At 71.2% G+C, this 22,065-nt stretch carries 23 protein-coding genes; 14 read left to right on the top strand and 9 right to left on the bottom strand.

The window, feature by feature from the left end; all coding sequences use genetic code 11:
- Window positions 1–25: 25 nt before the first annotated feature.
- The 6 genes from ACWEOZ_RS15105 to ACWEOZ_RS15080 all read left to right on the top strand — a co-directional run bounded on the left by ACWEOZ_RS15105 (window position 26) and on the right by ACWEOZ_RS15080 (window position 6,668).
- The gene (locus ACWEOZ_RS15105) at window positions 26–481 is read left to right on the top strand and encodes a response regulator (protein ID WP_451911255.1); all 456 of its coding nucleotides are present in this window, start codon (window positions 26–28) and stop codon (window positions 479–481) included.
- On the top strand, window positions 474–1,280 hold the full coding sequence (locus ACWEOZ_RS15100) for an inositol monophosphatase family protein (RefSeq protein ID WP_451911254.1): 807 nt from the start codon (window positions 474–476) through the stop codon (window positions 1,278–1,280). The genes ACWEOZ_RS15105 and ACWEOZ_RS15100 overlap by 8 nt, the downstream gene beginning before the upstream one ends.
- A 29-nt stretch (window positions 1,281–1,309) precedes the next feature.
- Window positions 1,310–2,083: an SDR family NAD(P)-dependent oxidoreductase gene (locus ACWEOZ_RS15095; RefSeq protein ID WP_451911253.1), complete on the top strand. Its 774-nt coding sequence runs from the start codon at window positions 1,310–1,312 to the stop codon at window positions 2,081–2,083.
- A 64-nt stretch (window positions 2,084–2,147) separates the two neighbouring features.
- The gene (locus tag ACWEOZ_RS15090) at window positions 2,148–3,164 is read left to right on the top strand and encodes a coiled-coil domain-containing protein (RefSeq protein ID WP_451911252.1); all 1,017 of its coding nucleotides are present in this window, start codon (window positions 2,148–2,150) and stop codon (window positions 3,162–3,164) included.
- 27 nt (window positions 3,165–3,191) lie between these two features.
- Window positions 3,192–4,703 (top strand): fused MFS/spermidine synthase, encoded by a 1,512-nt coding sequence (locus ACWEOZ_RS15085; protein WP_451911251.1) that lies wholly within the window; start codon window positions 3,192–3,194, stop codon window positions 4,701–4,703.
- Window positions 4,704–4,934: 231 nt separating this feature from the next.
- Window positions 4,935–6,668: a serine/threonine-protein kinase gene (locus ACWEOZ_RS15080; RefSeq protein WP_451911250.1), complete on the top strand. Its 1,734-nt coding sequence runs from the start codon at window positions 4,935–4,937 to the stop codon at window positions 6,666–6,668.
- Window positions 6,669–6,705: 37 nt separating this feature from the next.
- On the opposite strand, the gene ACWEOZ_RS15075 is transcribed toward ACWEOZ_RS15080, so the two are convergent.
- Together ACWEOZ_RS15075 and ACWEOZ_RS15070 are read right to left on the bottom strand one after the other, a co-directional pair.
- Window positions 6,706–7,380, bottom strand: a complete 675-nt coding sequence (locus ACWEOZ_RS15075; RefSeq protein WP_451911249.1) for a potassium channel family protein — start codon at window positions 7,378–7,380, stop codon at window positions 6,706–6,708.
- On the bottom strand, window positions 7,373–8,629 hold the full coding sequence (locus tag ACWEOZ_RS15070; protein WP_451911297.1) for a TrkH family potassium uptake protein: 1,257 nt from the start codon (window positions 8,627–8,629) through the stop codon (window positions 7,373–7,375). Before ACWEOZ_RS15070 ends, ACWEOZ_RS15075 begins: the two co-directional genes overlap by 8 nt.
- Window positions 8,630–8,891: 262 nt before the next feature.
- Between ACWEOZ_RS15070 and ACWEOZ_RS15065 the strand changes: the two genes are divergently transcribed.
- Window positions 8,892–10,121, top strand: a complete 1,230-nt coding sequence (locus tag ACWEOZ_RS15065) for an MFS transporter (protein ID WP_451911248.1) — start codon at window positions 8,892–8,894, stop codon at window positions 10,119–10,121.
- A gap of 136 nt (window positions 10,122–10,257) precedes the next feature.
- Entirely contained in the window at window positions 10,258–10,983 is a 726-nt protein-coding gene (locus ACWEOZ_RS15060; protein ID WP_451911247.1) for an SDR family NAD(P)-dependent oxidoreductase, read from the top strand.
- A gap of 2 nt (window positions 10,984–10,985) precedes the next feature.
- On the opposite strand, the gene ACWEOZ_RS15055 is transcribed toward ACWEOZ_RS15060, so the two are convergent.
- From ACWEOZ_RS15055 to ACWEOZ_RS15045, 3 genes are read right to left on the bottom strand one after another with little or no spacing between them, the layout of a single operon-like run.
- Window positions 10,986–11,321 carry a nuclear transport factor 2 family protein gene (locus tag ACWEOZ_RS15055; protein ID WP_451911246.1) on the bottom strand — a complete coding sequence of 112 codons (336 nt, stop codon included), beginning with the start codon at window positions 11,319–11,321 and terminating at the stop codon, window positions 10,986–10,988.
- A gap of 38 nt (window positions 11,322–11,359) precedes the next feature.
- Complete coding sequence (locus ACWEOZ_RS15050; RefSeq protein WP_451911245.1) at window positions 11,360–11,761, bottom strand: hypothetical protein; 402 nt, start codon at window positions 11,759–11,761, stop codon at window positions 11,360–11,362.
- 46 nt (window positions 11,762–11,807) lie between these two features.
- Entirely contained in the window at window positions 11,808–12,155 is a 348-nt protein-coding gene (locus tag ACWEOZ_RS15045) for an integrase (protein WP_451911244.1), read from the bottom strand.
- Window positions 12,156–12,292: 137 nt separating this feature from the next.
- On the opposite strand from ACWEOZ_RS15045, the gene ACWEOZ_RS15040 reads away from it, so the two are divergent.
- From ACWEOZ_RS15040 to ACWEOZ_RS15025, 4 genes are all read left to right on the top strand, one after another.
- Window positions 12,293–14,449: a RecQ family ATP-dependent DNA helicase gene (locus ACWEOZ_RS15040; protein WP_451911296.1), complete on the top strand. Its 2,157-nt coding sequence runs from the start codon at window positions 12,293–12,295 to the stop codon at window positions 14,447–14,449.
- A gap of 386 nt (window positions 14,450–14,835) precedes the next feature.
- Complete coding sequence (locus ACWEOZ_RS15035; RefSeq protein ID WP_360551644.1) at window positions 14,836–15,141, top strand: metal-sensitive transcriptional regulator; 306 nt, start codon at window positions 14,836–14,838, stop codon at window positions 15,139–15,141.
- Window positions 15,142–15,225: 84 nt separating this feature from the next.
- Entirely contained in the window at window positions 15,226–15,438 is a 213-nt protein-coding gene (locus ACWEOZ_RS15030) for a heavy-metal-associated domain-containing protein (RefSeq protein ID WP_451911243.1), read from the top strand.
- Window positions 15,431–16,474: a hypothetical protein gene (locus tag ACWEOZ_RS15025; protein WP_451911242.1), complete on the top strand. Its 1,044-nt coding sequence runs from the start codon at window positions 15,431–15,433 to the stop codon at window positions 16,472–16,474. Before ACWEOZ_RS15030 ends, ACWEOZ_RS15025 begins: the two co-directional genes overlap by 8 nt.
- Here ACWEOZ_RS15025 and ACWEOZ_RS15020 read toward each other — a convergent pair.
- The gene (locus ACWEOZ_RS15020) at window positions 16,467–17,603 is read right to left on the bottom strand and encodes a class I SAM-dependent methyltransferase (protein WP_451911241.1); all 1,137 of its coding nucleotides are present in this window, start codon (window positions 17,601–17,603) and stop codon (window positions 16,467–16,469) included. The genes ACWEOZ_RS15025 and ACWEOZ_RS15020 overlap by 8 nt on opposite strands.
- Window positions 17,604–17,688: 85 nt before the next feature.
- Here ACWEOZ_RS15020 and ACWEOZ_RS15015 point away from each other — a divergent pair, with 85 nt between their 5' ends.
- A complete protein-coding gene (locus ACWEOZ_RS15015; protein WP_451911240.1) occupies window positions 17,689–18,333 on the top strand; it encodes a biliverdin-producing heme oxygenase in 645 nt (214 codons plus the stop codon).
- Window positions 18,330–18,623 carry a DUF2470 domain-containing protein gene (locus ACWEOZ_RS15010; protein ID WP_451911239.1) on the top strand — a complete coding sequence of 98 codons (294 nt, stop codon included), beginning with the start codon at window positions 18,330–18,332 and terminating at the stop codon, window positions 18,621–18,623. The genes ACWEOZ_RS15015 and ACWEOZ_RS15010 overlap by 4 nt, the downstream gene beginning before the upstream one ends.
- Before the next feature lie 297 nt (window positions 18,624–18,920).
- Here the strand turns inward: ACWEOZ_RS15010 and ACWEOZ_RS15005 are convergent, their stop codons facing one another.
- The 3 genes from ACWEOZ_RS15005 to ACWEOZ_RS14995 form a co-directional block, all read right to left on the bottom strand.
- Entirely contained in the window at window positions 18,921–20,816 is a 1,896-nt protein-coding gene (locus ACWEOZ_RS15005) for a DEAD/DEAH box helicase (RefSeq protein ID WP_451911238.1), read from the bottom strand.
- A gap of 262 nt (window positions 20,817–21,078) precedes the next feature.
- On the bottom strand, window positions 21,079–21,303 hold the full coding sequence (locus tag ACWEOZ_RS15000) for a DUF3107 domain-containing protein (protein ID WP_184997738.1): 225 nt from the start codon (window positions 21,301–21,303) through the stop codon (window positions 21,079–21,081).
- Window positions 21,304–21,339: 36 nt separating this feature from the next.
- A complete protein-coding gene (locus ACWEOZ_RS14995) occupies window positions 21,340–22,002 on the bottom strand; it encodes a TetR/AcrR family transcriptional regulator (protein WP_360551660.1) in 663 nt (220 codons plus the stop codon).
- Window positions 22,003–22,065: the final 63 nt, after the last annotated feature.

Raw genomic sequence — 22,065 nt, 5'->3', positions numbered from 1 at the left:
CGGAACGTGCTGAAGGAGGCTTCTCATGACGGGTGCGGTTCGGCAGGACGGCACACCCATCGAGGTGCTGCTCGTCGAGGACGACCCGGGCGACGTGCTCATGACGCAGGAGGCGTTCGAGGAGCACAAGGTCCGCAACCGGCTGACCGTGGTGTCCGACGGCGCCGAGGCGCTGTCCTACCTGCGCCGCCAAGGCGCGTACGAGGGTGCGCTGCGGCCCGACCTGATCCTGCTCGACCTCAACCTGCCCCGCCGCGACGGCCGGGAGGTGCTCGAGGAGATCAAGAAGGACGACGACCTCTGCCGCATCCCGGTGGTGGTGCTGACCACCTCGGCCGCCGACGAGGACATCCTGCGCAGCTACCAGTTGCACGCCAACGCCTACGTCACCAAGCCGGTCGACTTCGACCGGTTCATCTCGGTGATCCGGCAGATCGACGAGTTCTTCGTCAGCGTCGTGAAGTTGCCGCCGCGTGCGTGACGACCTGATCGACGAGGTCACCACCCTGGTCCGGGAGGTGGCGCAGACCATCGTGCTGCCCCGGTGGCGGCATCTGAGCGACGCCGAGATCCAGCAGAAGTCGCCCGGTGACCTGGTCACCATCGCCGACCAGGAGTCGGAACGGGCACTGACCGCCGGCCTCACCGCGCTGCTGCCCGGCTCGCAGGTCGTCGGCGAGGAAGCGGTGGCGGCCGACCCCGGCGTGCTGGCCCGGGTCGGTGACTCGGGCGCGGTCTGGATCGTCGACCCGGTCGACGGCACCAACAACTTCGCGGCCGGCAAGACGCCGTTCGCCGTGATGGTCGCGTTGCTGCGCGACGGGGAGCCGGCCGCGTCCTGGATCCTCGACGTGGTCGCCGACCGGATGACGGTCGCGGAGGCGGGCAGCGGCACGTTCATCGACGGGCTGCGGGTCAAGACCCGCACCGACGATCCGGGTGCGGCCGGGCTGACCGGTTCGTTGTCGCGCAACTACTTCCCCGACGACCTGCGCGAGCGGATCGAACGGCGGATCGCCACGCTGGGCACGGTGACCGGCGGCCACCACTGCGCGGGCTACGAATATCCGGCGGTCGTCTCCGACGAGCAGCAGTTCGCCACCTTCTGGCGGATCCTGCCCTGGGACCACGTGCCGGGCTCGCTGATCGTGCGCGAGGCCGGTGGCACGGTGCTGCACCTCGACGGCTCGGCGTACCGGCCGACCGACTCCGAACGCGGCCTGCTGGTGGCGGCCAACGAGGACATCTGGCGTACGGCGCACTCTGCGCTGTTCGCCTAGCGTCATCCTCCGGACATTGGGGTGCCCGCATGTCTGCGTACCTGTCTGAGCTTTTCGGTCTGACCGGCCGGACCGCTGTCGTGACCGGCGGCAGTTCCGGGATCGGCCGGGCCATGGCCGGCGCGCTGGGCGGCGCCGGCGCCCGCGTCGTGCTGGTCGCCCGGCGTCCGGAGCCGCTGGCCGAGACGATCCGCGAGCTGGCCGCCGACGGTGTCGAGGCCGGCGCGGTCCCGGCGGATCTCGCCGACCGGGCGGCGCTGCCGGCCGCGATCGACACGATCATCACCCGGTACGGGGAACCGGACATCCTCGTCAACGCGGCGGCGGTGAACCGGCGCCCGCCCATGGACGCGCTGACCGACGACGACTGGGACGTCACCATGGCCGCCAACCTGACCGCGCCTTTCCTGCTCGGGCAGCGCTTCGGGCCCGCGATGGCCGAGCGCGGCTGGGGCCGGATCATCAACGTGGTCTCGCAGCAGGCCTTCCGCGCGTACGGCAACAGCGGCGCCTACGGCGTCTCGAAGGCCGGCCTGGTCGCCCTGACCCGCTCGCAGGCCGAGGCGTGGTCGGCCCGGGGCGTCTGCTGCAACGCGGTCGCCCCCGGCGTGGTGCACACGCCGCTGACCGAGCCGGTCTTCGCCGACCCGGAGAAGGTCGCCGCGCACGCCCGGCGCACGATGATCGGCCGGAACGGGCTGCCGACCGATTTCGCCGGATGCGCGGTGTATCTGGCGAGTGCCGCTAGCGCTGCCGTGACCGGCCAGACACTCTTCGTCGACGGTGGATATTCGTCGACGTGAGCGCGCTGCCGTTTCGACGTGCGGCGCGGTAGAGTCACCGCGCTCACGACTTGGGAGGTAGACCGTGGCGGCGACTCTCCTGCGCCGGCTCCAGCCTGTCCTGGCCATTTTCGCTGCCCTCGCGGTGCTGCTCGTCGCCGCCCCGGCCGCGCACGCGGATCCGGACGAGGAGGGCGGCACCAAGTCCCTGCGGTCGGCGCTCGAGTCCGCGGCCAAGGGACACATCGAAGCCAAGAACAAGCTCGAGAATTCCAAGAAGCGGCAGAAGCAGCTCACCGTCACGCTGGCCCAGGCCAAGCAGCGGACCACCGAGCTGCAGGGCCGGGTCAGCGAGGTCGCCAACCGCGCATACCGGCAGGGCCGCTTCAACACCATGACTCTGCTGCTGAACGCCTCGTCGCCGGACACGTTCATGGAACGCGCGCTGCGCCTGGACCAGATGGCCCAGGTCGACGGCAAGGCCCTGACCGGTTACCGGGAGGCGCTGGAGACCACCCAGCGGGCCAAGCAGGCCATCGACCTGGAGATCAAGGAGCAGCAGAAGCAGGTCACGGTCATGGCCAAGAAGAAGCAGCAAGCCGAGCAGGCGCTGGCCATCGCCGGCGGCGGCGCGTCGCGCAGCGGCTTCATCAACGCCAATTCGCCGCTGGCCAAGCCGGCTGCGCGCAACTCCGACGGCTCCTGGCCCAAGGAGTCCTGCTCGGTCAGCGACCCGTCCCCGGGCGGCGGCGGGTGCATCACGCCGCGGACGCTGAACGCGTACCAGCAGGCCCGGGCCGCGGGCTTCAAGCGGTACACGGGTTGCTTCAGTCAGCGTTCCTCCGGTGAGCACCCCAAGGGCCGAGCCTGTGACTTCTCCGCGGCCTCCAGCGGCTTCGAGAACGTGAACGCCTCGGGCGGCGACCGCACGTACGGCAACAACCTGGCGGCGTACTTCGTGAAGAACGCCTCGCGCCTCGGCGTGCTGTACGTGATCTGGTACCGCCAGATCTGGCATCCGGGCACCGGCTGGCGCGCCTACAGCGGCTCCGGAGGACCGTCGGCCACCCACACCAACCACGTGCACCTATCAGTCATCTGACAGGCGCACGCCGGTAGCATCCGCGCGATGGAGACCTCCGCCCCGCGTGCCCTGCCGTCCGGACTGGCCACCGCTCTGGTGTTCTTCGCCAGCGGCGCCGTGCTGGTCCTGGAGATCGTGGCGCTGCGGCTCGTCGGCCCCTACGTCGGGGTGACCCTGCAGGTCAGCAGCTCGGTGATCGGGATCTCGCTGGCCGCCATCGCGTACGGCACGTGGCTCGGCGGCCGGCTCGCCGACAAGTTCGACCCCCGGCTCTTGCTCGCCCCCGCGCTGTTGCTGGCCGCGATCGGCACGGCGATCACCCTGCCGCTGGTCCGCTGGGGTGGTGAGCTGCTGCGCGGCGGGTCGGCGCCGGCGGTGCTGCTGCTGGCCGTGCTGGCCGTCTTCCTGCCCGCGTTCCTGCTCGCCGCGATCACCCCGCTGACGGTGAAGCTGCAGCTCGGCGACCTGCGCCGGACCGGCGAGGTGGTGGGCCGGCTGTCCAGCTTCGGCACGCTCGGCGCGATCACCGCGACGCTGGGCACGGGCTTCGTCCTCGTCGCCGCGGTGCCCAGCAGCTGGATCGTGCTGACCCTGGCCGGCGTGCTGGCCGTGGCCGGCTTCGGGCTGGGCTGGTGGCTGCACCGCAACAACCCGGAGCTGAAGCTGCCGGGCAAGCCGCGGACCCGGGCCGTCGTGGTCACCATCGGGCTGTTCGGGGCCGGGCTGGGTGCCACCGCGCCGACGCCCTGCGACATCGAGACCGCCTATCACTGCGCGCGGGTGGACGCCGATCCCGGCGTGGCCGGTGGGCGGACGCTGATCTTGAACTCGGCGCGGCACTCGTACGTCGACCTGAACGACCCGACTCACCTCGAGTTCGCGTACGTGCAGTGGATCGGTGCGGTGGTCGACGTCGTCCGGGCCGGCGGTGCCCCGATCAATGCGCTGCACCTGGGTGGGGGCGGGTTCACCGTTCCGGCGTACGTGTCGCGGACGCGCCCCGGCAGCGACCAGCTCGTCCTGGAGCTCGACGGCGGCCTGGTCGACCTGGACAAGCGCGAGCTGGGCCTGCGCACCGGGCCGAACCTGCGGGTCCGCGTCGGCGACGCGCGGGTCGGTCTGGCCGAGCAGCGGAGCCAGGGGTACGACGTAGTGGTCGGCGACGCGTTCGGCCACCTGGTGGTCCCGTGGCACCTCGCGACCCGGGAGATGGCCGCCGACATCGCCCGCGTCCTGCGCACCGACGGGGTGTACGCGCAGAACGTCATCGACTACCCGCCGAACCGTTTCATCCGGGCCGAGCTGGCCACGGTGGCGGACGTCTTCCCGCACGTGGCCCTGGTCGCCCCGCAGGCCGCCCTCGACGGCGAGACCGGCTCGAACTTCGTCATCGTCGCGTCGAAGTCGCCGCTGGCCCTGGACGAACTGCGCAACCACCTCGACCTGGTGGACGAGCCGGTGCAGCTGCTGTCGGGCCGGCCGCTGGCGGATTTCATCGACGACGCCCGCGTGCTGACCGACGACTTCGCACCAGTGGATCAGCTCCTGGCCGGGTGAGGCGGTCCGAGGTGCCGGCGGGCGGCTTCGCGCCTGTGGGTCGGCTGCTGGCCGGGTGGCGCGGGGTCGGGGTGCCGGCCGGCGGCTTCGCGGTGGTGGATCGGCTGCTGGCCGGGTGGCGTCGGGGTTATTCCGGACAAAGAGCGATGTGCTGGTCAGAGCACGCCGGGCGGCTTTCCGGATTCCGCCGACCCCCGGTGAGCGGGGCGTCCCTCGGGCCACAATCGGCACATGGGTTGGCTGGCGACCGGGGGACAGGGCAGCCTCGTCGGCGACCGGTACCGCCTGATCGAACGGCTCGGCACCGGCGGCATGTCCGTCGTGTGGCGGGGCCACGACCAGGTGCTGGGCCGGGCCGTCGCCGTCAAGGTGCTGTCGCCGCAGCTCGCCGGCGACTCGACGTTCCGCGACCGGCTGCGGCTGGAGGCGCTGGCCGCGGCCCGGCTGTGCCACCCGCACATCACCGGCGTGTTCGACTTCGGGGAATCCTCGCTGGACGAGCACCGCACGGTCCCGTACGTGGTGATGGAACTCAACGAGGGCGAGTCGGTCACCGCCCGGCTGAGCCGGCAAGGCCCGCTGCCCTGGCGCGACGCGGTGGTGATCGCGGCCGAGGTGGCATCGGCCCTGGCCACAGCGCACGCCCGGGGCGTGGTGCACCGCGACGTGACCCCGGCGAACGTGATGCTCACCGGCGCGGGGGCGAAGGTCGTCGACTTCGGCATCTCGGCGCTGATCGGGCAGCAGGACGCCGCACCGGACGGCAGCCTGCTGGGCACCCCGGCGTACCTGGCCCCGGAACGGCTCGCCGGCGGCCACGTCTCGCCCGCCGCCGACGTGTACGCCCTGGGGCTGCTGCTGTACCGGACACTCACCGGGCGGCTGCCGTGGCCGGCGGGGAACACCACGCAGGCGTTGCGGGCGCACCTGTTCGCTGATCCGGAGCCCGTACCGTCGCTGCCCGGAATGCCGGCGCAGGTCGCTGATCTGTGCCTGCGCTGCCTGGCCAAGCAGCCGGAGGACCGGCCGGGCGCGGCCGTGGTCGCCGCTGAACTGGCGGCGCTGGTCGGGCTTCAGCCGATCATCGCGGTTGATGCGCCCGCGTCCGGTCTGCGCCCGTCACCGCATCCGATGCCACGGCCGGCCCGGGCGCCCGGGCTGCGGGTCCGTGCTGGTCTGCGGGTGGCCCGGGCGTTGCGGCTCGGCGGTCCGCAACCGCTGGGCGGTGGGCTGTTCCGCGCCGATGGTCTGCTGCGCGCCGGTGGGGCGCTGCCCGATTTGGTGCCGGGGGCACGGCTGACGGAGGCGGTGCTGGCTGGGCGGCACCGCATTCAGGCGGGCGTCGCGACGATCATTCTGACGGCGACGGTCGGCCTGATCTGGTCGTCGACCCGCGAGCCGGTCGACGTCGGCACCGCCCAAGCAGCGGCGGCCGGCGCCGGGCCGGGGGCGGTGGTCCCGCACGGTACGGGCTGCAAGGTCCGCTACCGCGTGCAGCGCGACTCCGGCTCGGACTTCGGCGCCCAGGTGACCGTGGTCAACACCGGGGAGCACGTGCTGTCGGAGTGGTCGCTGGAGTTCAGCTTCGCCGGTGGTCAGCGGCTCACCGACGCGCCGAAACGGCTCACCCAGCGCGGGCGGAAGCTGGTGCTGCGGGCCAGGAACGGGACGACGCTGCGCCCCGGGCGGTCGGCGAGTGTGACGTTGAGCGGAAGTTATCGGGTCAACAATCCGCTGCCGGTGGCGTTCATGCTGAACGGTAAGGCTTGCCAGGCTGAGGTGCTCGGGGCGGTGGGGGCAGCGGCTCCTTCGGCGGAGATTTCCGGGGGGATGCCGGCGTCGGAGGACGTGCGGAAGAAGCCGTCGCCGCGTAAGAAGAAGGCGCCGGCTCCCGCGCCCGCGAAGAGCAGCAAGCCCCCGGCCAAGGCGCCGGAGAAGAAGTCAGGCTTCTCAGTCACGGTCTGAGGGTCCCGGCCTCCGATCCCCGCAGTTGTGGTTCGGCTCAGGTCACCGCGGCGAACTGTTCCACCTTGGTCGTGTCGCCGGCCACGATCAGGATGCAGCCCGGCGGCACGACCGTCTCGGGTCGCGCGTACGTGAAGTCCTCGCCGGGCAGTTTGGTGCCGACCACCGTCACGCCCCACTTGCTGCGCAGGCCGATGTCGGCCAGCGTGCGGCCGATCGCTTCCTTCGGTGCCCGCACCTTCGCGATGGCGAAGCCGTCGTCGAACTCGATGTAGTCCAGCATCTGGCCGGTGATCAGGTGCGCGACCCGCTCGCCCATCTCCGCCTCGGGGTAGATGACGTGCCGGGCACCGACCGAGGACAGGATCTTGCCGTGTTTGGTGCTGATCGCCTTGGCCCAGATCTCCGGCACGCCGATCTCCGCCAGCGTCAGCACGGTCAGCACGCTGGCCTCGAGGTTCGTGCCGATGCCGACCACGGCCCGGGCGAACTCCTGCACGCCGAGCTGGCGCAACGCCTCGGTGTCGGTGGAGTCGGCCTCGACGACCTGGGTGAGCCGGTCGGACCAGTCCTGCACGATGTGCGGGTCGGCGTCGATGCCGAGCACCTCGTGACCGAGGTTGACCAGCGACGCGGCGACCTGCCCGCCGAAGCGACCCAGCCCGACGACAACCACGTTGTCGGGGCTCGCGGTGAGTCTTCTGTCAGCCAACTAGGGGTCGCTCCTCCGGGTAGCGGTAGAGCCGGCGGCGGGTGTTCAGCGCGATGGCCGTTCCCACGGCGATCGTGCCGACGCGGCCGACATACATCAGGACGGTCAGCAGGAACTGGGCGGACGGCGGCAGCGTGGGTGTGATGCCGGTGCTGAGCCCGACCGTGGCGAACGCCGAGGTCACTTCGAACAGTGCCCGGTCGAACGGCACGTGGTCGGTCAGCCCGATCAGCGCCAACGTGCCGCCGGCGACCAGGGCGACGCCGAGCAGCGCGACGGTGATGGCCTGCCGCTGGGTCTCCTCGGCGATCCGCCGCTTGCGGATCACCACGTCGGGCTCACCCCGGATCTCCGCCCAGATCACGAACGCCAGCAGCAGGAACGTGGTGACTCTGATGCCGCCGGCGGTGCTGGCGCTGCCGCCGCCGATGAACATCATGCCGTTGGTGACGGCGATGGTCTCGGTGTTCATCTTGCCGAGGTCGATGCTGTTGAAGCCGCCCGACCGCGTCATCACGTCCTGGGTGAACGCGGCCAGGATCTTGGTGGGCGTGCCGAGCGGGCCGAGGGTCTGCGGATTGGTCCACTCGAACGTCAGGAAGACCAGGAAGCCGATGCCGCTGAGCAGTACGGTGCCCCACACCGTCAGCCGCGTGTGGGTGGACCAGAAGCCGGGGGTACGCCACTCCCGTGCCAGCTCGAACAGCACAGGAAAGCCGATCGAGCCGGTCAGCACGCCGAGCGTCACGGGGACGCAGATCCACCAGTCGCCGACGAACCGCGTCAGGCTGTCCGGGTAGAGCGCGAAGCCGGCGTTGTTGAAGGCCTGCACGGCGTGGAAGACGGCCTCCCACACAGCCCGGCCGAACGGATAGTCGTACGCCAGCCAGAACCGCAACGTGAGCACGACGCTGATGACGGCCTCGGAGGCGAACATGACGATCGCGACGCGGACGAGCACGCCGCCGACGTTGCCGCTGAACAGCCCGGCGCTCTCGGCCTGGGCCAGGAGCCGGCTGCGCAACCCGAGCCGCCGCGACACCAGCAGGCTGAGCAGCGTGGCGAGGGTCATGATCCCGAAGCCGCCGATCTGCGACAGCACGGTGAGCAGCACCTCGCCGAAGCCGGACCAGTAGCTCGGCGTGTCCACCACGGCCAGCCCGGTGACGCAGACGGCGGAGGTCGCGGTGAACAGCGCGGTCACGAACGGCGCATGCCCGGGCTCGGCTCGTGCGGCCGGCAGCATCATCAGCGCGGTACCCACAGCGATGGCGCCGAGGAACGCGATGGGCACGATCCGGGCCGGGTACTGCCACGGCGAACGACCCCGCACCCATACCTCCCCGTTTCGATCTAGAGTGCCTTACCAGCCGACAGAAAGGGTGCGTGATGCAACTCGACATGGCAACGGTCTTCGCCCCGACGCGAGGACGCGCCGCTTAGTCTCCCGCGGCCCGTAGCTCCTCGCACGGGGCGGTCGTCGACCGTCACCCCTGTCTTGAGGAGCAATGTTGCGTGCCCTTCTACCGCGCCTCGGCGCGGACTTCAGCAAACTCTGGACCGCGAGCGCGGTCTCCAACCTCGGCGACGGCGTCACGATGGCGGCCGGTCCGCTGCTGGTCGCCTCGATCACCACCGAACCGGCGGCAGTGGCCGGAGCCGTCTTCGCCCAGCAACTGCCGTGGTTGCTCTTCGCCCTGATCAGCGGGGCTTGGGCGGACAGACTCGACCGCCGCCGCCTGGTGGTGACGGTCAACCTGATCCGCGCGGCTGCGATGGCCACGCTGGTGGCGGCGGTGGCCTGCCACGTGGTGACCGTACCGCTGATCTATGCGGTCTTCTTCGTGCTCGGCACGGGGGAGACGCTGGCGGACACGGCGGCGTCGGCGTTCGTCCCGGCGCTGGTGCCGGCCGAGAGGCTGCCGACGGCGAACGCCTGGCTCGGTGCGACGTTCACGGTGCTCAACCAGTTCGCGGCGAAACCGCTGGGTGCCTGGCTGTTCGTGGTGGCCGCGGCGGGGCCGTTCGGGGTGAACGCGTTGTCGTTCGCCGCATCGGCTGCGCTGGTCGCCGGCATCGGTGGCATCCCGGCCCCGGAACCCCGGCCCCGCAGGCCGCTCCGGATGGACATCGCGGAGGGAATCCGATGGCTGTGGCGACACCGCCTGCTGCGCGCCCTCGCGATGACGATGGCGTTCGGCAACGTGGTCTTCTGCGCCGCCTTCGCCATCTTCGTGCTGTACGCCTTCGAGAGGCTCGGCCTGAGCCAACTGGGCTACGGCGTACTGCTGACGGCGTTCGCGGTCGGCGGCCTGGCCGGAACGGTGACAACTCCGGCCCTGCTCCGCACTGTCGGCGCAACGGCACTGCTGCGAGCCGGCCTGCTCGTGGAAGTGGCGCTGCACGCGACGCTGGCCCTGACCCGTACGCCGTGGATCGCGGCGGCGATGATCGTGGTGTTCAGCGTCCACGCCGCGGTCTGGGGAAATGTGGTGACGACGCTGCGGCAGCGCTCGATCCCCGCGGTGCTCTACGGGCGGGTGGGCGGCGTGTATTCCCTGCTCGACCTGGGCGGGGCGGCGTTGGGCTCGTTGCTGGGCGGGGCGGTGGCGCAGGCGTACGGGATCACCGCGACGTTCTGGACGGCAGCTGTGGCGATGGTGATGATCATGCTGCTGGCCTGGCGGGCACTGGGACCGGCACGTCGAACCTTGCGCTCCGCTGCCCCGGAGAACGCCTGACTGAACGGCGGCGCCGGCCCATCACCCCGGCGCCGCCGCTTCCTCACCCCCCGGCGTGTACGACCACCACGTACCCGGCGCAGCGTGGATCAGGTCGCTGCTCCGGCCCCTCCGGCCGCTCATCTAGAGTCGGAGCATGGCGAGGCTTGCGGTGGTCAGCGGGGGCGGCACGGGAATCGGCCGGGCGACAGCGGGAATGCTGGCGGGGGAGGGCTACGACGTCATCATCGTCGGGCGGCGCCCCGACGTGCTGGCCGACGCGGTGAAGTGGATCGGCCCCCAAGCGACGGGGGTGACCGCCGACTTGTCAGTTCCCGGCCAGACCGCCGCGGTGGTCGAGGCGGTCGCCGGTCGCCCGGTGGACGTGGTCGTCAACAACGCGGGCGCGTACGTGTCCGGCGACGACTCCACCCCCGAAGGCCTGGCAGCGCGCTGGCGGGCCAACCTCGACTCCAACGTCCTGACCGCGGTGCTCCTGACCGACGCCCTGCTGCCGTTGCTGCGCCGGCCCGGCGGACGGATCATCCTGACCAGCTCGATCGCCGCGCAGCGTGGCGGCGGCGGCCCCTACTCGGCGGCCAAGGCGGCCCTGCACGGCTATGCGCTGGACCTGGCCACCCAGCTCGGTCCCGAGGGCATCACCGCGAACGTGATCGCCCCCGGTTATGTAACCGACAGCGAGTTCTTCACCGGCCGGATGACCGAGGAGGGCCACGCCCAGCGAGTGGCCGCGACGCTGGTCAAGCGGGCGGGCGTGCCGGACGACATCGCCGAGGCGGTGCGCTGGCTGGTCGGCCCCGGCGGCAGCTTCGTGACCGGCCAGATCATCAACGTCAACGGCGGCACCGTGCTGGGCCGCTGACCTCAGGCGATCTTGCTGAGGACATCCTTGGCGACGATCAACCCGTCCCGCACGGTGTAGACGTCGATGCCTCGCAAGGTGGTCCCGTCGGCCGCGGCGGGATACGAGAAATAGCCGAAACCGCGCTCACCCCGTACCGCGACGGGCTCGATCGTGAGGTCGGGATCGCCGTCGAGCTGCTCGGCGAAAACGGCGCCGACAGCCTCGCGACCATGCACGACGCTGCCGTCGGAATTGCTGTAGACCACGTCCGCGGCCAGGCAGTCGAGCACGCCTGCGAGGTCCTGCCGGGACCAGGCAGCCAGGAAGCGGTCAAGAACAGCAGCAGTGTCCGACATGGCCGCGACCGTATCGCCCGCCCGCCAATCCCTTGGTGCTACTTCGGGGAACCGCCGGTGAAGCGGCCCTCACCTGGCTTGTTCGGGCGGAACCGCAGCGCCGACCAGCGATCGTCGATCGCCACCTGACCGTTCGGACGCATGTCGAAGTCCGCCACGATCGGCCAGAGCGTGTCGCGGTTGATGTCCGCCTTGTTGCCCTTCGGATAGGCGATCCAGAGCACCGCGGGTTTGGCGAGATCGTCGGCGTGCTCCTCGAGGAGCTTGCGAGCACTCGCGGCATCATCCCCGAACAGCACTGCCGTGCTCGCCGACGCGAGCCCGTCGCTCTCGCGCACGCCCTCCGGCATCGGTGTGAGCAAGGGCAGATGCGCAGCGTGCGACAGCCACACCGTGGTGTGCGGCTTGATCTGCAGCTTCTCGGCAATCGTCTTCGTCATGCCGCCCACGCTGCCACCGACAAATTTAGTTGTCAAGGAACGAGTGTCACGGCAGATCGACCAGGCCCAGCCCGGGCAGGGCCGGCCCCACAGCCGAGCTCACGCGAAAGACGCCGCCGACCTGCTCCGGCGCCCAGCCCGCCTCCAGCCCCCACGAGACGAGCCGGCGCACGATGGCTGCGCTCGGGTAGGCATACGTCGTCTCCTCCGACGTGGCCGGAACTGGCAGCTCCGTCATGTCGGCCTGCAGGACACAGCTGTTCTTGCCCGCACCCCACACGCGGACCCGGATGTAACGGTGCCGTCTGCCGTCGGCGCCCGGCGCGGCCCGGATCTCCGCCTTCCAGGCGAACTCCCGGCCGTCGAGGTGCAGCTTTCGGAGCCTCTCTCGCATGCCACCCATGGTTGCAGCGCACGACGCCCGGCCGCGCCGGCAATCGCCGGCCTGTGGACAACGAGTCCGACGGAGCTGGCCTGTGGATAACCCGGGTCTTGTCGGTGCCGGCTGGTAGACATGCTGGCGTGGTGGAGATGACGCGGTCAGCGGTGAGCGAAGCCGAACGGGTGGCGGTGCGCGAGTGCGCCGAGGAGGTGCTGCGCCGGCTGGCCGGTGAGCACGCGGTGCTGCGAGAGGATCAGTGGCGAGCCATTGAGGCCCTCGTGGTCGATCGGCGGCGGGTGCTCTGTGTGCAGCGCACGGGCTGGGGCAAGTCGGCGGTCTACTTCGTGGCCACCGCCCTCCTGCGCGACGGCATCACCGCCGAGCCCGGCGATCCACCCGCTGGGCCGACCGTCATCGTCTCGCCCCTGCTCGCCCTCATGCGCAACCAGGTCGAGGCAGCGGCGAGGGCCGGCATCCGGGCCCGCACGATCAACTCGGCCAACCTCGACGAGTGGAGTGAGATCACCGCCGAGATCCGTGCCGGCGAGGTCGACGTCCTCCTGATCAGCCCCGAGCGGCTCAACAACCCGGACTTCCGCGACAACGTGCTGCCCGGCCTGGCCGCGAGCACCGGCCTGCTGGTGGTCGACGAGGCGCACTGCGTGTCGGACTGGGGTCACGACTTCCGCCCTGACTACCGGCGGCTGCGCACCTTCCTGGCCGGTCTGCCGGGCCTCACACCCGTGCTCGCGACCACGGCCACCGCGAATTCACGCGTGACCGCTGACGTCGCCGAGCAGCTCGGTGACGCGCTCGTGCTGCGCGGATCGCTGGAGCGGGATTCGCTGCGACTGGCAGCGCTGGAGCTGCCCAATCCGGCGCACCGGCTGGCCTGGCTCGCGGACCACCTCGACCGGCTGCCGGGCTCCGGCATCGTCTACACGTTGACGGTCGCTGCCGCCACGGAGACTGCCGAGTTCCTGCGGTCACGGGGCTTCGCCGTGGCGTCGTACACGGGACAGGTGGAGGACTCCGCCCGCCGGGCAGCCGAGCAGGACCTGCTGGACAACAAGATCAAGGCCTTGGTGGCCACCTCCGCGCTCGGGATGGGCTTCGACAAGCCCGACCTCGGTTTCGTCGTGCACCTCGGGGCGCCGCCGTCGCCGATCGCCTACTACCAGCAGGTCGGTCGCGCGGGCCGAGCCGTGGAGCATGCCGAGGTCATCCTGCTGCCAGGCCCGGAGGACATCGCGATCTGGCGGTACTTCGCCTCCCTTGCGTTCCCGCCCGAGGAGCAGGTGCGCACGGTGCTCGCCGCCTTGTCGCCTGACCGGCCACTGTCGACGCCGGCGCTGGAGCCGATCGTCGACCTCCGCCGGACCCGCCTGGAGCTCATGCTCAAGGTCCTCGACGTGGACGGCGCGGTCCGGCGCACTCGCGGCGGCTGGCTCGCGACCGGCGAGCCGTGGACCTACGACACCGCGCGCCTGCGCCGGGTCGCCGAGGCCAGGACCGCAGAGCAGAAAACCATGATCGAGTACGCCGGCACGACGGCTTGCCGGATGGAGTTCCTGCGCCGCTGCCTCGACGATCCCGAAGCCACGCCGTGCGGCCGCTGCGACAACTGTGCCGACCCGCTGTTCGACGCCGAGGTGTCGGCCGAGGCGCTGGCTGCGGCGCAGACCTTCCTCGGCCATGCGGGCGTGGAGATCTCACCGAAGAAGCTCTGGCCGACCGGCCTGGCGACCGTCGGTGTTCCGCTGAAGGGCAAGATCGGCCCGAGTGAGCAGATCCTGCCGGGCCGTGCCGTCGGACGGTTGTCCGACCTGGGGTGGGGCGACAGGTTGCGAGCCCTGGTGGGTCCTGAGGCGGCAGACAGCACCACTCCGGACGAGATGGTGGCTGCCGTGGTCGAGGTCTTGAAGGGATGGGCGCACGGCGACGACGCCTGGGCGCAGCGTCCGGCGGCGGTGGTCTCGGTCGGTTCTCATCGTCGACCGAAGCTGGTGGACAGCCTCGCGGAGCGAATCGCGGCGGTGGGCAGGTTGCCGCTGCTGGGGACGCTGACCTCCACGCACACGGGTGACAGTGGGCCGAGGGGAAACAGTGCGCAGCGGGTTCTCGCCCTGCATGACGCCTTTGCTGTTCCGCCGGAGATGGCGCAGGCTCTTCGAGACCTCGAAGGCCCGGTCCTGCTGGTGGACGACATGTCGGATTCCGGCTGGACGATGGTCCTGGCAGGCCGAGCGCTCCGGCAAGCCGGCGCGCCCGGGGTCCTGCCTCTCGCCCTCGCCGTGGCGGGCTGACGGCTTCCGCCTGGGCGGTGGTGGCTGGCTGCTTCCGGCCGACCAAGGCTGGCTGCTTTCGCAGGGCGGCGGCGGGCTGACGGCTCCCTGAGCCGTGGCGGCTGGCTGCTTTCGCCCGCGCCATGGCGGGCTGGCAACTTCGCCCGGCCACTGCGGGCTGACCTTCCCGAGCCAGGTCAGCTGCACTCTGCGCAGCCCGGGAAGGCCATCCCGGCCGATGGCGTTGCGCTCGGTTGCGGCTGTCGGAGCCCGGTTGGAGGCGCCACAGACCCGAGCGGGACAATGATCGTGCGGACGACGGTGGCCGGATATGCAACACCGAAAGAGACAAAAGCCACGCCAACGGCATGCCGCGTTGGATACGGGTGGGGGGTATTGTGGGTGGCATGACCACCGACCACGACGAACATCCCGGACCGCACGGGTACTCCGGCGACAAGGCTGCCCTGCTCGGGCGCCTACGCCGCATCGAGGGCCAGATCCGCGGCCTGCAGCGGATGGTCGACGAGGACACCTACTGCATCGATGTCCTCACGCAGATCTCCGCGGCGAAGAGCGCCCTGCACGCCGTTGCGGTCGGCCTGCTCGAGGATCACCTTGCCCACTGCGTTGTCGACGCCGCCCGCGCCGGCGACCCGAGTGCCAAGGTCAAAGAAGCTTCGGATGCCATCGCGCGCCTGGTCCGGTCCTGAGCGGAGCCCGACCGAGCACGAAGCGGATCACGGGAAGAGCTTCCGCGAAGATACGTGGGCCGAGGGCCCGAGAAGGGAACGACCATGGCTGTCACCAGCACGTACACCGTGACCGGGATGACCTGTGAGCACTGCGTCAAGGCCGTCACCAGCGAGATCTCCGAGCTGCCCGGCGTCGACGCGGTCCAGGTCGACCTCGCATCCGGCGCTGTCACCGTCACGAGCGCCGCTCCGCTTGCCGCTGATGAGGTTCGTGCCGCTGTTGACGAGGCCGGCTACGAGCTTGCTGATGCCTGACGCGCAGACTGCAGGACAGTCTGCGCCGCAGGAAGACGAGCACCCTGCGGGAGCCTCGGCGGCGGCAGCCCAGGGGCACACCGACGACGCAGCTGCCGGGCAGCCCACGCCCGATCAGGCCGGCTTCCGACGGGCGGCGTTCGCCGCGGTCATCGTGGTGGTTCTCTTCGCGGGGTACGGTCTCGGCCGTCTCAGCAACTCCGCCGAGCGGGTGCAGGCCACCTCCGCCGCCCTCGACACCGGCGTAGCGGGAACCGCCCCCCACGACGACACCGGCACGGCGCCGCACGTCCACAACGGCGGCAGTACCAACGCCCAACCGGCCCCCGCCGAAGCTATCGGCGGCCTGGCGATCACCTCCGCCGGGCTGACCCTCGTGCCCGACGCCACCTCGCTCAAGGCCGCCCCTGCCCAGTCGTACAGGTTCCGGATCACCGGGCCCGGCGGTGCGCCGATCACCACCTACGCTGTCGTGCACGACAAGCCGCTGCACTTCGTGCTCGTCCGCCGTGACCTCACCGGCTTCCAGCACCTGCACCCCACGATGGCCCCCGACGGCACGTGGAGCGTCGACCTCGCCCTCACCGCCCCCGGCAGCTACCGCGCCATCACCGACTTCACCGCAGTCGTCGGCGGCCGGCCGACGCCCGTCAGGCTGGGCGTCGACCTGACGGTCGCGGGCGACTACCGGCCGGTCGCGCTACCCGCGCCGGTCACCCGGGCGGCCACTGACGGCTTCGTCATCTCGTACGCCGGTACGCCCCGGACAACCGCAACCCAGCCACTGCTGATGACCGTGACCAGCCCGGACGGCAAGCCCGCGACGCTCGAGCCGTACCTGGGCGCGTTCGGTCACCTGGTCGTGCTGCGTGAGGGTGACGTCGGCTATGTGCACGTCCACCCGGAGGCGCGACCCGTCGACGGCGCGGTCAAGTTCTGGCTCACCGCTCCCGGGCCCGGCCGCTATCGGATGTTCTTCGACTTCCAGGTCGCGGGCCAGGTGCACACCGCCGCGTTCACCACTGTCGTCAGGTGAGCAGCTTCTCCAACGCCGGCGTCACGCCCCACTGGCTGGTCAGCGCGTCGTACTCGGCGCGCTGATCGTCGGTCGGGGGTGCGCCGGTCAGCCTGGCCCGCAGCAGCAGGTTCCGGGGCGTGTGCGCCGAGTCCACGAACTCGACGACCTCCACCCGGTAACCGTGCAGCCGCAGCAGCGCGGAACGCAACGAATCCGTCAGCACGTCCGCGAACCGCTCCCGCAGGATCGCGTGCCGGGTCAGCTCCCCGTACGGTGCCGGGGCGGGGTTGCCCTTGAGTTGGGCCGCGATGTCGTGGTGGCAGCACGGGGCCGCCAGCACCCACTTCGCGTCCCAGTGCACCGCCCGGGCCAGCGCCTGGTCCGTCGCGGTGTCGCACGCGTGCAGCGCCAGCACGAGATCCGGCGCCTCCGCCACGACAGCGTCCTCGATCGTGCCGGCCACGAAGGTCACCGCATCGGCGCAGCCCAGCTGCTCGGCGACGGCGCTGTTGCGTACCCTCTGGTCCTCACGCACGTCGACCCCCACGACCCGGACCTTGACGCCGCGGTCGGCCAGGAACCGGTAGGCCGCGAACGTCAGATACGCGTTGCCGCAGCCCAGGTCCACCACCCGCAGCTCCGCGGGCAGCTCGTCCGGCAGGGTCGCGGCCAGCGCCCGCAGGAAAGCGTCCACCTGGCGGCGCTTCGCCGCCGTGCCACCGACCACCGTGAACAGCGGATCGCCCGGATCGAGCAGCCACTGCTTCGCCCGGTCGTGACCCTGGGTCACGGCCTGCTCGACCGCCGCGGCCCGGTGCACCTGGGCGTCGCCCTTCTTCGTCACGCGGACCTGTACGGTGGTCGCGGCCGTCTCGACATGCCAATTCCCGAACGGCTCAGCCAGCAGGGCATCGACCGCCGCCGCGGCCTCCGGGCCGGGTTCGACATTCCGGGTGTACGGCCGGGAGCCGTCATCGGTCACAATCTGCAATCGGTGTCCACCCTTGAGGGCGACCGGCCGGAACTCGGCCCGGGTGACCGAAGGGGTGGCACCGCGGCGCTTGCCGGCCGCGACCGCGCGGGTGAGCGCCGGATCGAGCAGCAGGCCACGCACCTCGGCGAGGACGGCGTCCAGTGGTTGGGGCATCCCACTATTCTGCCCCGCGGATTTTGCTGATCTTCGGAGCCTATGCGTTTGTTAGGCTCGCCTAACCAAACATGGAGGTGCTGCGATGACCCTGGCTGACCCTCCCACCGAAAGGCTGTCCGTCCGGCTCCGCAGCGGCACCCGCTCGGATCACGACGCGGCCCAGGGCAGCGGGTTCCTCGACGCGCTGGCCGCGGGCACGCTGCCGCGGCAGGCCTACGCCGACCTGGCGGCGCAGCACTGGTTCATCTACGAGACGCTGGAGCGGGCCGCCGAAGCGATGGCGACCGATCCCGTCGCCGGGGACTTCGTCTTTCCCGAGCTGACCCGGCTGCCCGCGCTGAGCCACGACCTGGCCACCCTGCTCGGTCCGGCACCCCAGCTCAGCGCCCTGCCGGCCACCCAGGAATACCGGGCCCGGCTGCGCGCGGTGGCCTTCGACCAGCCGTGGGGCTTCATCGCCCACCACTACACCCGCTACCTGGGCGACCTGTCCGGCGGCCAATATCTCGGCCCGGCCATCGCCCAGGCGTACGGCCTGAGCGGCGCGGGCCACCGGTTCTTCGTCTTCGAGGGCGTCTCGCCGCCGGCCTTTCGCACCCGTTACCGGGAATTGCTCGACGGGCTCGCCTTCTCCGCGGCGGACGAGAAGAATTTCCTTGCCGAGGTCCAGGAGGCCTACCGGCTCAACATCGCTGTGCTGCGCCAACTCAAGGAGCGCTGGGCATGACCTTCACCCCGGAAGTGGTGGCGCAGATCGCCCGCCACATGAACGACGACCACGCCGACGACAACGTGCTGATCGTGCGCGGCCTGGGCGGCATCGGCACGGCCAGCGCGGCCCGGATGTCCGGGCTGGACGCCGACGGGATGGACTTCGAGGCCACAGTGAACGGCATCGCGGTGCCGGTCCGGATCCCGTTCAGCGAACGCCTCACCGAACGCCGCCAGATCCGCGGCGAAGCGGTCCGGATGTACCAGCAGGCCTGCGCGGCGCTGGGCGTGACCCCGACCCACTGACCTCGGCGGCCCAGGTTACGGCCCACGCCCGGCCGGCGGGGGACACGGCTTCGGCGCTACCGCCCACCCTGATAGGCGGCGGTCCGGCCCGTCGCGGCGATCGGCGGTTGTCCAGGAGGTCGCGGGAACCCGCTGAGCAGTGCGGATTCGGCCGGCGCCGGCTGTCGAGGGCCCGGGCCGTGCCACGCGCAGCGGACCGCGGCGGGTGGCAAGTGGTCCGGCTCAGACAGGTCCGGCACGACAAAAATGGGTGCCCCGCCGGTTGGCGGGGCACCCATTCCGGGTCGTTGCGGTGGGTCAGTCCTGCGCGCCGGTGCCGACCCCGGCGTCCGAGCCGCCGGTCATCTCGGCCGGAGCCGATTCCGACGCGGCCGGAGCCGAATCAGTGGCGGCCGGTGCCGAGTCGCCGTCCTCCGAGGTCGTCTCCGCGCCGCTGGCGCTGCGGGTGCCCCGGCCACCGCGGCGGCGACGCCGGCGGGGGCGGCCCGTTGCGTCGTTGTCGCCGTCGTCGGACTGGCCGTCGGAGTCGCCCTCTGCTGTCGGAGCCAGCTCGGGAGTCGCCTCGGAGCCGTCCGAGAAGAGGGGGGCCGGGGACGTTGCTGTGGCCGTACCCTCGTCGGTTGTGGTCAGGGGGTCGCCCGCCCGGCGGCGGCGACGCTGACGGCGCGGCCTGTCCTCGGCGTCCTCCGCCGCGGGGGCCGGGGCCGTGGGGGCCGCGTCCTCGCGGCGGGGTCCGCGGGCCGGGCGGTCGCTGCCGCGACCATCACGCCCGCCGCGGCCACCGCCGCTGCGGCTCGAGTCGCGGCCACCGTCGCGGCTGCCCCGGCGGCGGGTGCCACCCAGGTCCTCCTCGACCTCGGCCGACAGGCCCACCCGGGTGCGCCCGGCGGTCGGCAGCGTGCCCGAGATGCCCTCCGGGATGTCCAGGTCGGAGAACAACGCCGGGGACGTGTGGTACGTCTCCGGGGGCTGCGGCATGTTGAGCCCCATCGACTTGTCGATGAGGACCCAGCGCGGCATGTCCTCCCAGTCCACGAACGTCACCGCGACGCCCGTGGCGCCCGCGCGGCCGGTGCGGCCGATGCGGTGCGTGTAGGTGTCCGGGTCCTCGGGGCAGTCGTAGTTGATCACGTGGGTGACGCCGGAGACGTCCAGGCCACGGGCCGCGACGTCGGTGGCCACCAGCACGTCGATCTTGCCGGTGCGGAACGCGCGCAGGGCCCGCTCGCGGGCCCCCTGACCCAGGTCACCGTGGACGGCGGCGACCGCGAAGCCGCGGAAGTCGAGGTCCTCGGCCACCCGGTCGGCGGCGCGCTTGGTGCGGGTGAAGATCATGGTCAGGCCGCGGTCGCGGGCCTGCAGGATCCGGGCCACCATCTCCAGCTTGTTCAGCGGGTGGGTGCGGTAGACGACCTGCTTGGTCAGCGGTGACGGGCCGCTCTCCGAGGTGTGGCCCGCGTGGATGGTCACCGGGTGGTGCAGGAAGCGGCGGCTCAGCGCGACGATCGGGTCCGGCATGGTCGCCGAGAACAGCATCGTCTGGCGCTGTTCCGGGAGCATGGCCAGGATCTTCTCGACGTCCTCCAGGAAGCCCAGGTCGAGCATCCGGTCGGCCTCGTCGAGCACCAGGGCCTTGATCGAGCCCAGGTTGAGCTGCTTCTGCTTGGCCAGGTCGAGCAGGCGGCCGGGGGTGCCGACCAGGATCTCGACGCCCTTCTTGAGGGTGTCGACCTGCGGCTCGTACGCCACGCCGCCGTAGATCGGCAGCACGCGCACGCCGCGGGTGCTGCCCGCGGCGGCCAGGTCGCGGGCCACCTGCAGGCCCAGCTCGCGGGTCGGGACGACGATCAGCGCCTGCGGCTTGCCGTCGGCGCCCTCGCTCGGGGCCAGCACCCGCTCCAGCAGGGGCAGGCCGAAGCCGAGGGTCTTGCCGGTGCCGGTCGGCGCCTGACCGATCAGGTCGGTGCCGCGCAGGGCGATGGGGAGCGCGTATTCCTGGATGGCGAACGCGCGCGTGATGCCGGCTGCCGCCAGCGCCTCCACGGTCTCCGCGCGGACGCCCAGCTCAGCGAAGGTGGGGCTGTCCGGGCGGACGGGCGCGCGGTTCAGGACGGGGACGAGGGCCGGTTCTGCGGCGAGGGCCGCCGCCGGGTCGGCGACAGGTTCGGTTTCGGTGTTCTCGATGTCGGTCATGGAGTTCTGCGGGTGCCTCTCGTGGTGCGCCCGTCGAAGTCCTGGGGCGCGGTCTGGTAGGGCGCGGGCCACACGCGAGATGCTCGCGGGCCGCACGCGCGTCGCCGCGGCGACTCGATATATCGAGCCGACGTCGACGGCGACAACGGCAAGTCTACCCGACAGAGAGATTCCGCACCTCAGCGCAAAGGTGACGGTGCTGTATAGAAACCGCAGGGAGTCCCGTCCGGGACTCCCTGCGGTCGGTGCCGTGCTGTGCCGGTTATCGCGTGGTGAAGCCGAACGGTCGCTCGGACTTCTCGGCGATCTCCACGTAGGCCACCTTGGCGATCGGGACGATCACCTTGCGGCCCTTCTCGTCGGTCAGGGTGAGAACGCTGTCCTTGGCCATCGCCTCGGTCACGGCCTGCTCGACCTCAGCCGGCGTCTGCGCGCTCTCCAGCACCAGCTCGCGCGGGGCGTACTGCACGCCGATCTTGACCTCCACGGGGTCCTCCTCCTCAGATGTCTTCCGACATGAAGGCTAGCCGATTTCCCCGGACGTACCGGGCGTTGACTCACCCTGCAGCGGGAAGCTGGCGATACCCCGCCAGATAAGGGCAGCGACCAGGGCTTCCGCCTCGGCCTTGGGGGTCTGCCGGCCGCTCGCCAGCCAGTACTGGGCCGCCTGGCCGGCCGCGCCGACCAGTCCGGAGGCCAGCAGTTCGGCGTTCGCCTGGTTCTGGCCGGTGTCGGAGACGACCGTGTCCGTGACCGCGGCGATGCAGCCCTGCTCGACGCGTTCGACGCGCTCGCGGACCTGGGGGTCGTTGCGCAGGTCGGACTCGAAGACCAGGCGGAAGGCCTCGCTCTCGTGGTCCATGAAGTCGAAGTACGCCCGGACGGCGCCCTTGACCCGCTCCTTGTTGTCCGGAGTCGCCAGCATCGCGCCGCGCACCTTGGCGATTATCGCGTCGCAGTGGGTGTCCAGCAGAGCCAGGTAGAGCTCGAGCTTTCCGGGGAAGTGCTGGTAGAGCACAGGCTTGGAAACGCCGGCCTGTTCGGCGATCTCGTCCATGGCGGCGGCGTGATAGCCCTGTGCCACGAAGATCTGCTGCGCGGCGGCAAGCAGCTGCTTACGGCGCGCGGAGCGCGGCAGACGCGTGGGGCGCCCCGCCGTCTGTGCCCCGCCGGACGCAGCGGTCATGTGTACCTCCGAGATGTGTTTCCCCCGCGGTAGGGCGCGGATTGCCCGGTTCGCCGTCTGTCG

This window comes from Actinoplanes sp. NPDC004185 (genome assembly GCF_053603475.1).
Note: the sequence above shows the minus strand (reverse complement) of the source record. Positions and strands in the feature narration are given on the sequence as shown.

What these genes read in the sequence shown, in the direction of transcription:
- ACWEOZ_RS15105 (WP_451911255.1), top strand. Translation starts at nt 26, where the DNA reads ATGACGGGTGCGGTTCGGCAGGACGGCACACCCATCGAGGTGCTGCTC.
- ACWEOZ_RS15095 (WP_451911253.1), top strand. Translation starts at nt 1,310, where the DNA reads ATGTCTGCGTACCTGTCTGAGCTTTTCGGTCTGACCGGCCGGACCGCT.
- ACWEOZ_RS15085 (WP_451911251.1), top strand. Translation starts at nt 3,192, where the DNA reads ATGGAGACCTCCGCCCCGCGTGCCCTGCCGTCCGGACTGGCCACCGCT.
- ACWEOZ_RS15080 (WP_451911250.1), top strand. Translation starts at nt 4,935, where the DNA reads ATGGGTTGGCTGGCGACCGGGGGACAGGGCAGCCTCGTCGGCGACCGG.
- ACWEOZ_RS15070 (WP_451911297.1), bottom strand. Translation starts at nt 8,629, where the DNA reads ATGATGCTGCCGGCCGCACGAGCCGAGCCCGGGCATGCGCCGTTCGTG.
- ACWEOZ_RS15060 (WP_451911247.1), top strand. Translation starts at nt 10,258, where the DNA reads ATGGCGAGGCTTGCGGTGGTCAGCGGGGGCGGCACGGGAATCGGCCGG.
- ACWEOZ_RS15055 (WP_451911246.1), bottom strand. Translation starts at nt 11,321, where the DNA reads ATGTCGGACACTGCTGCTGTTCTTGACCGCTTCCTGGCTGCCTGGTCC.
- ACWEOZ_RS15050 (WP_451911245.1), bottom strand. Translation starts at nt 11,761, where the DNA reads ATGACGAAGACGATTGCCGAGAAGCTGCAGATCAAGCCGCACACCACG.
- ACWEOZ_RS15045 (WP_451911244.1), bottom strand. Translation starts at nt 12,155, where the DNA reads ATGCGAGAGAGGCTCCGAAAGCTGCACCTCGACGGCCGGGAGTTCGCC.
- ACWEOZ_RS15040 (WP_451911296.1), top strand. Translation starts at nt 12,293, where the DNA reads ATGACGCGGTCAGCGGTGAGCGAAGCCGAACGGGTGGCGGTGCGCGAG.
- ACWEOZ_RS15035 (WP_360551644.1), top strand. Translation starts at nt 14,836, where the DNA reads ATGACCACCGACCACGACGAACATCCCGGACCGCACGGGTACTCCGGC.
- ACWEOZ_RS15030 (WP_451911243.1), top strand. Translation starts at nt 15,226, where the DNA reads ATGGCTGTCACCAGCACGTACACCGTGACCGGGATGACCTGTGAGCAC.
- ACWEOZ_RS15025 (WP_451911242.1), top strand. Translation starts at nt 15,431, where the DNA reads ATGCCTGACGCGCAGACTGCAGGACAGTCTGCGCCGCAGGAAGACGAG.
- ACWEOZ_RS15020 (WP_451911241.1), bottom strand. Translation starts at nt 17,603, where the DNA reads ATGCCCCAACCACTGGACGCCGTCCTCGCCGAGGTGCGTGGCCTGCTG.
- ACWEOZ_RS15015 (WP_451911240.1), top strand. Translation starts at nt 17,689, where the DNA reads ATGACCCTGGCTGACCCTCCCACCGAAAGGCTGTCCGTCCGGCTCCGC.
- ACWEOZ_RS15010 (WP_451911239.1), top strand. Translation starts at nt 18,330, where the DNA reads ATGACCTTCACCCCGGAAGTGGTGGCGCAGATCGCCCGCCACATGAAC.
- ACWEOZ_RS15005 (WP_451911238.1), bottom strand. Translation starts at nt 20,816, where the DNA reads ATGACCGACATCGAGAACACCGAAACCGAACCTGTCGCCGACCCGGCG.
- ACWEOZ_RS14995 (WP_360551660.1), bottom strand. Translation starts at nt 22,002, where the DNA reads ATGACCGCTGCGTCCGGCGGGGCACAGACGGCGGGGCGCCCCACGCGT.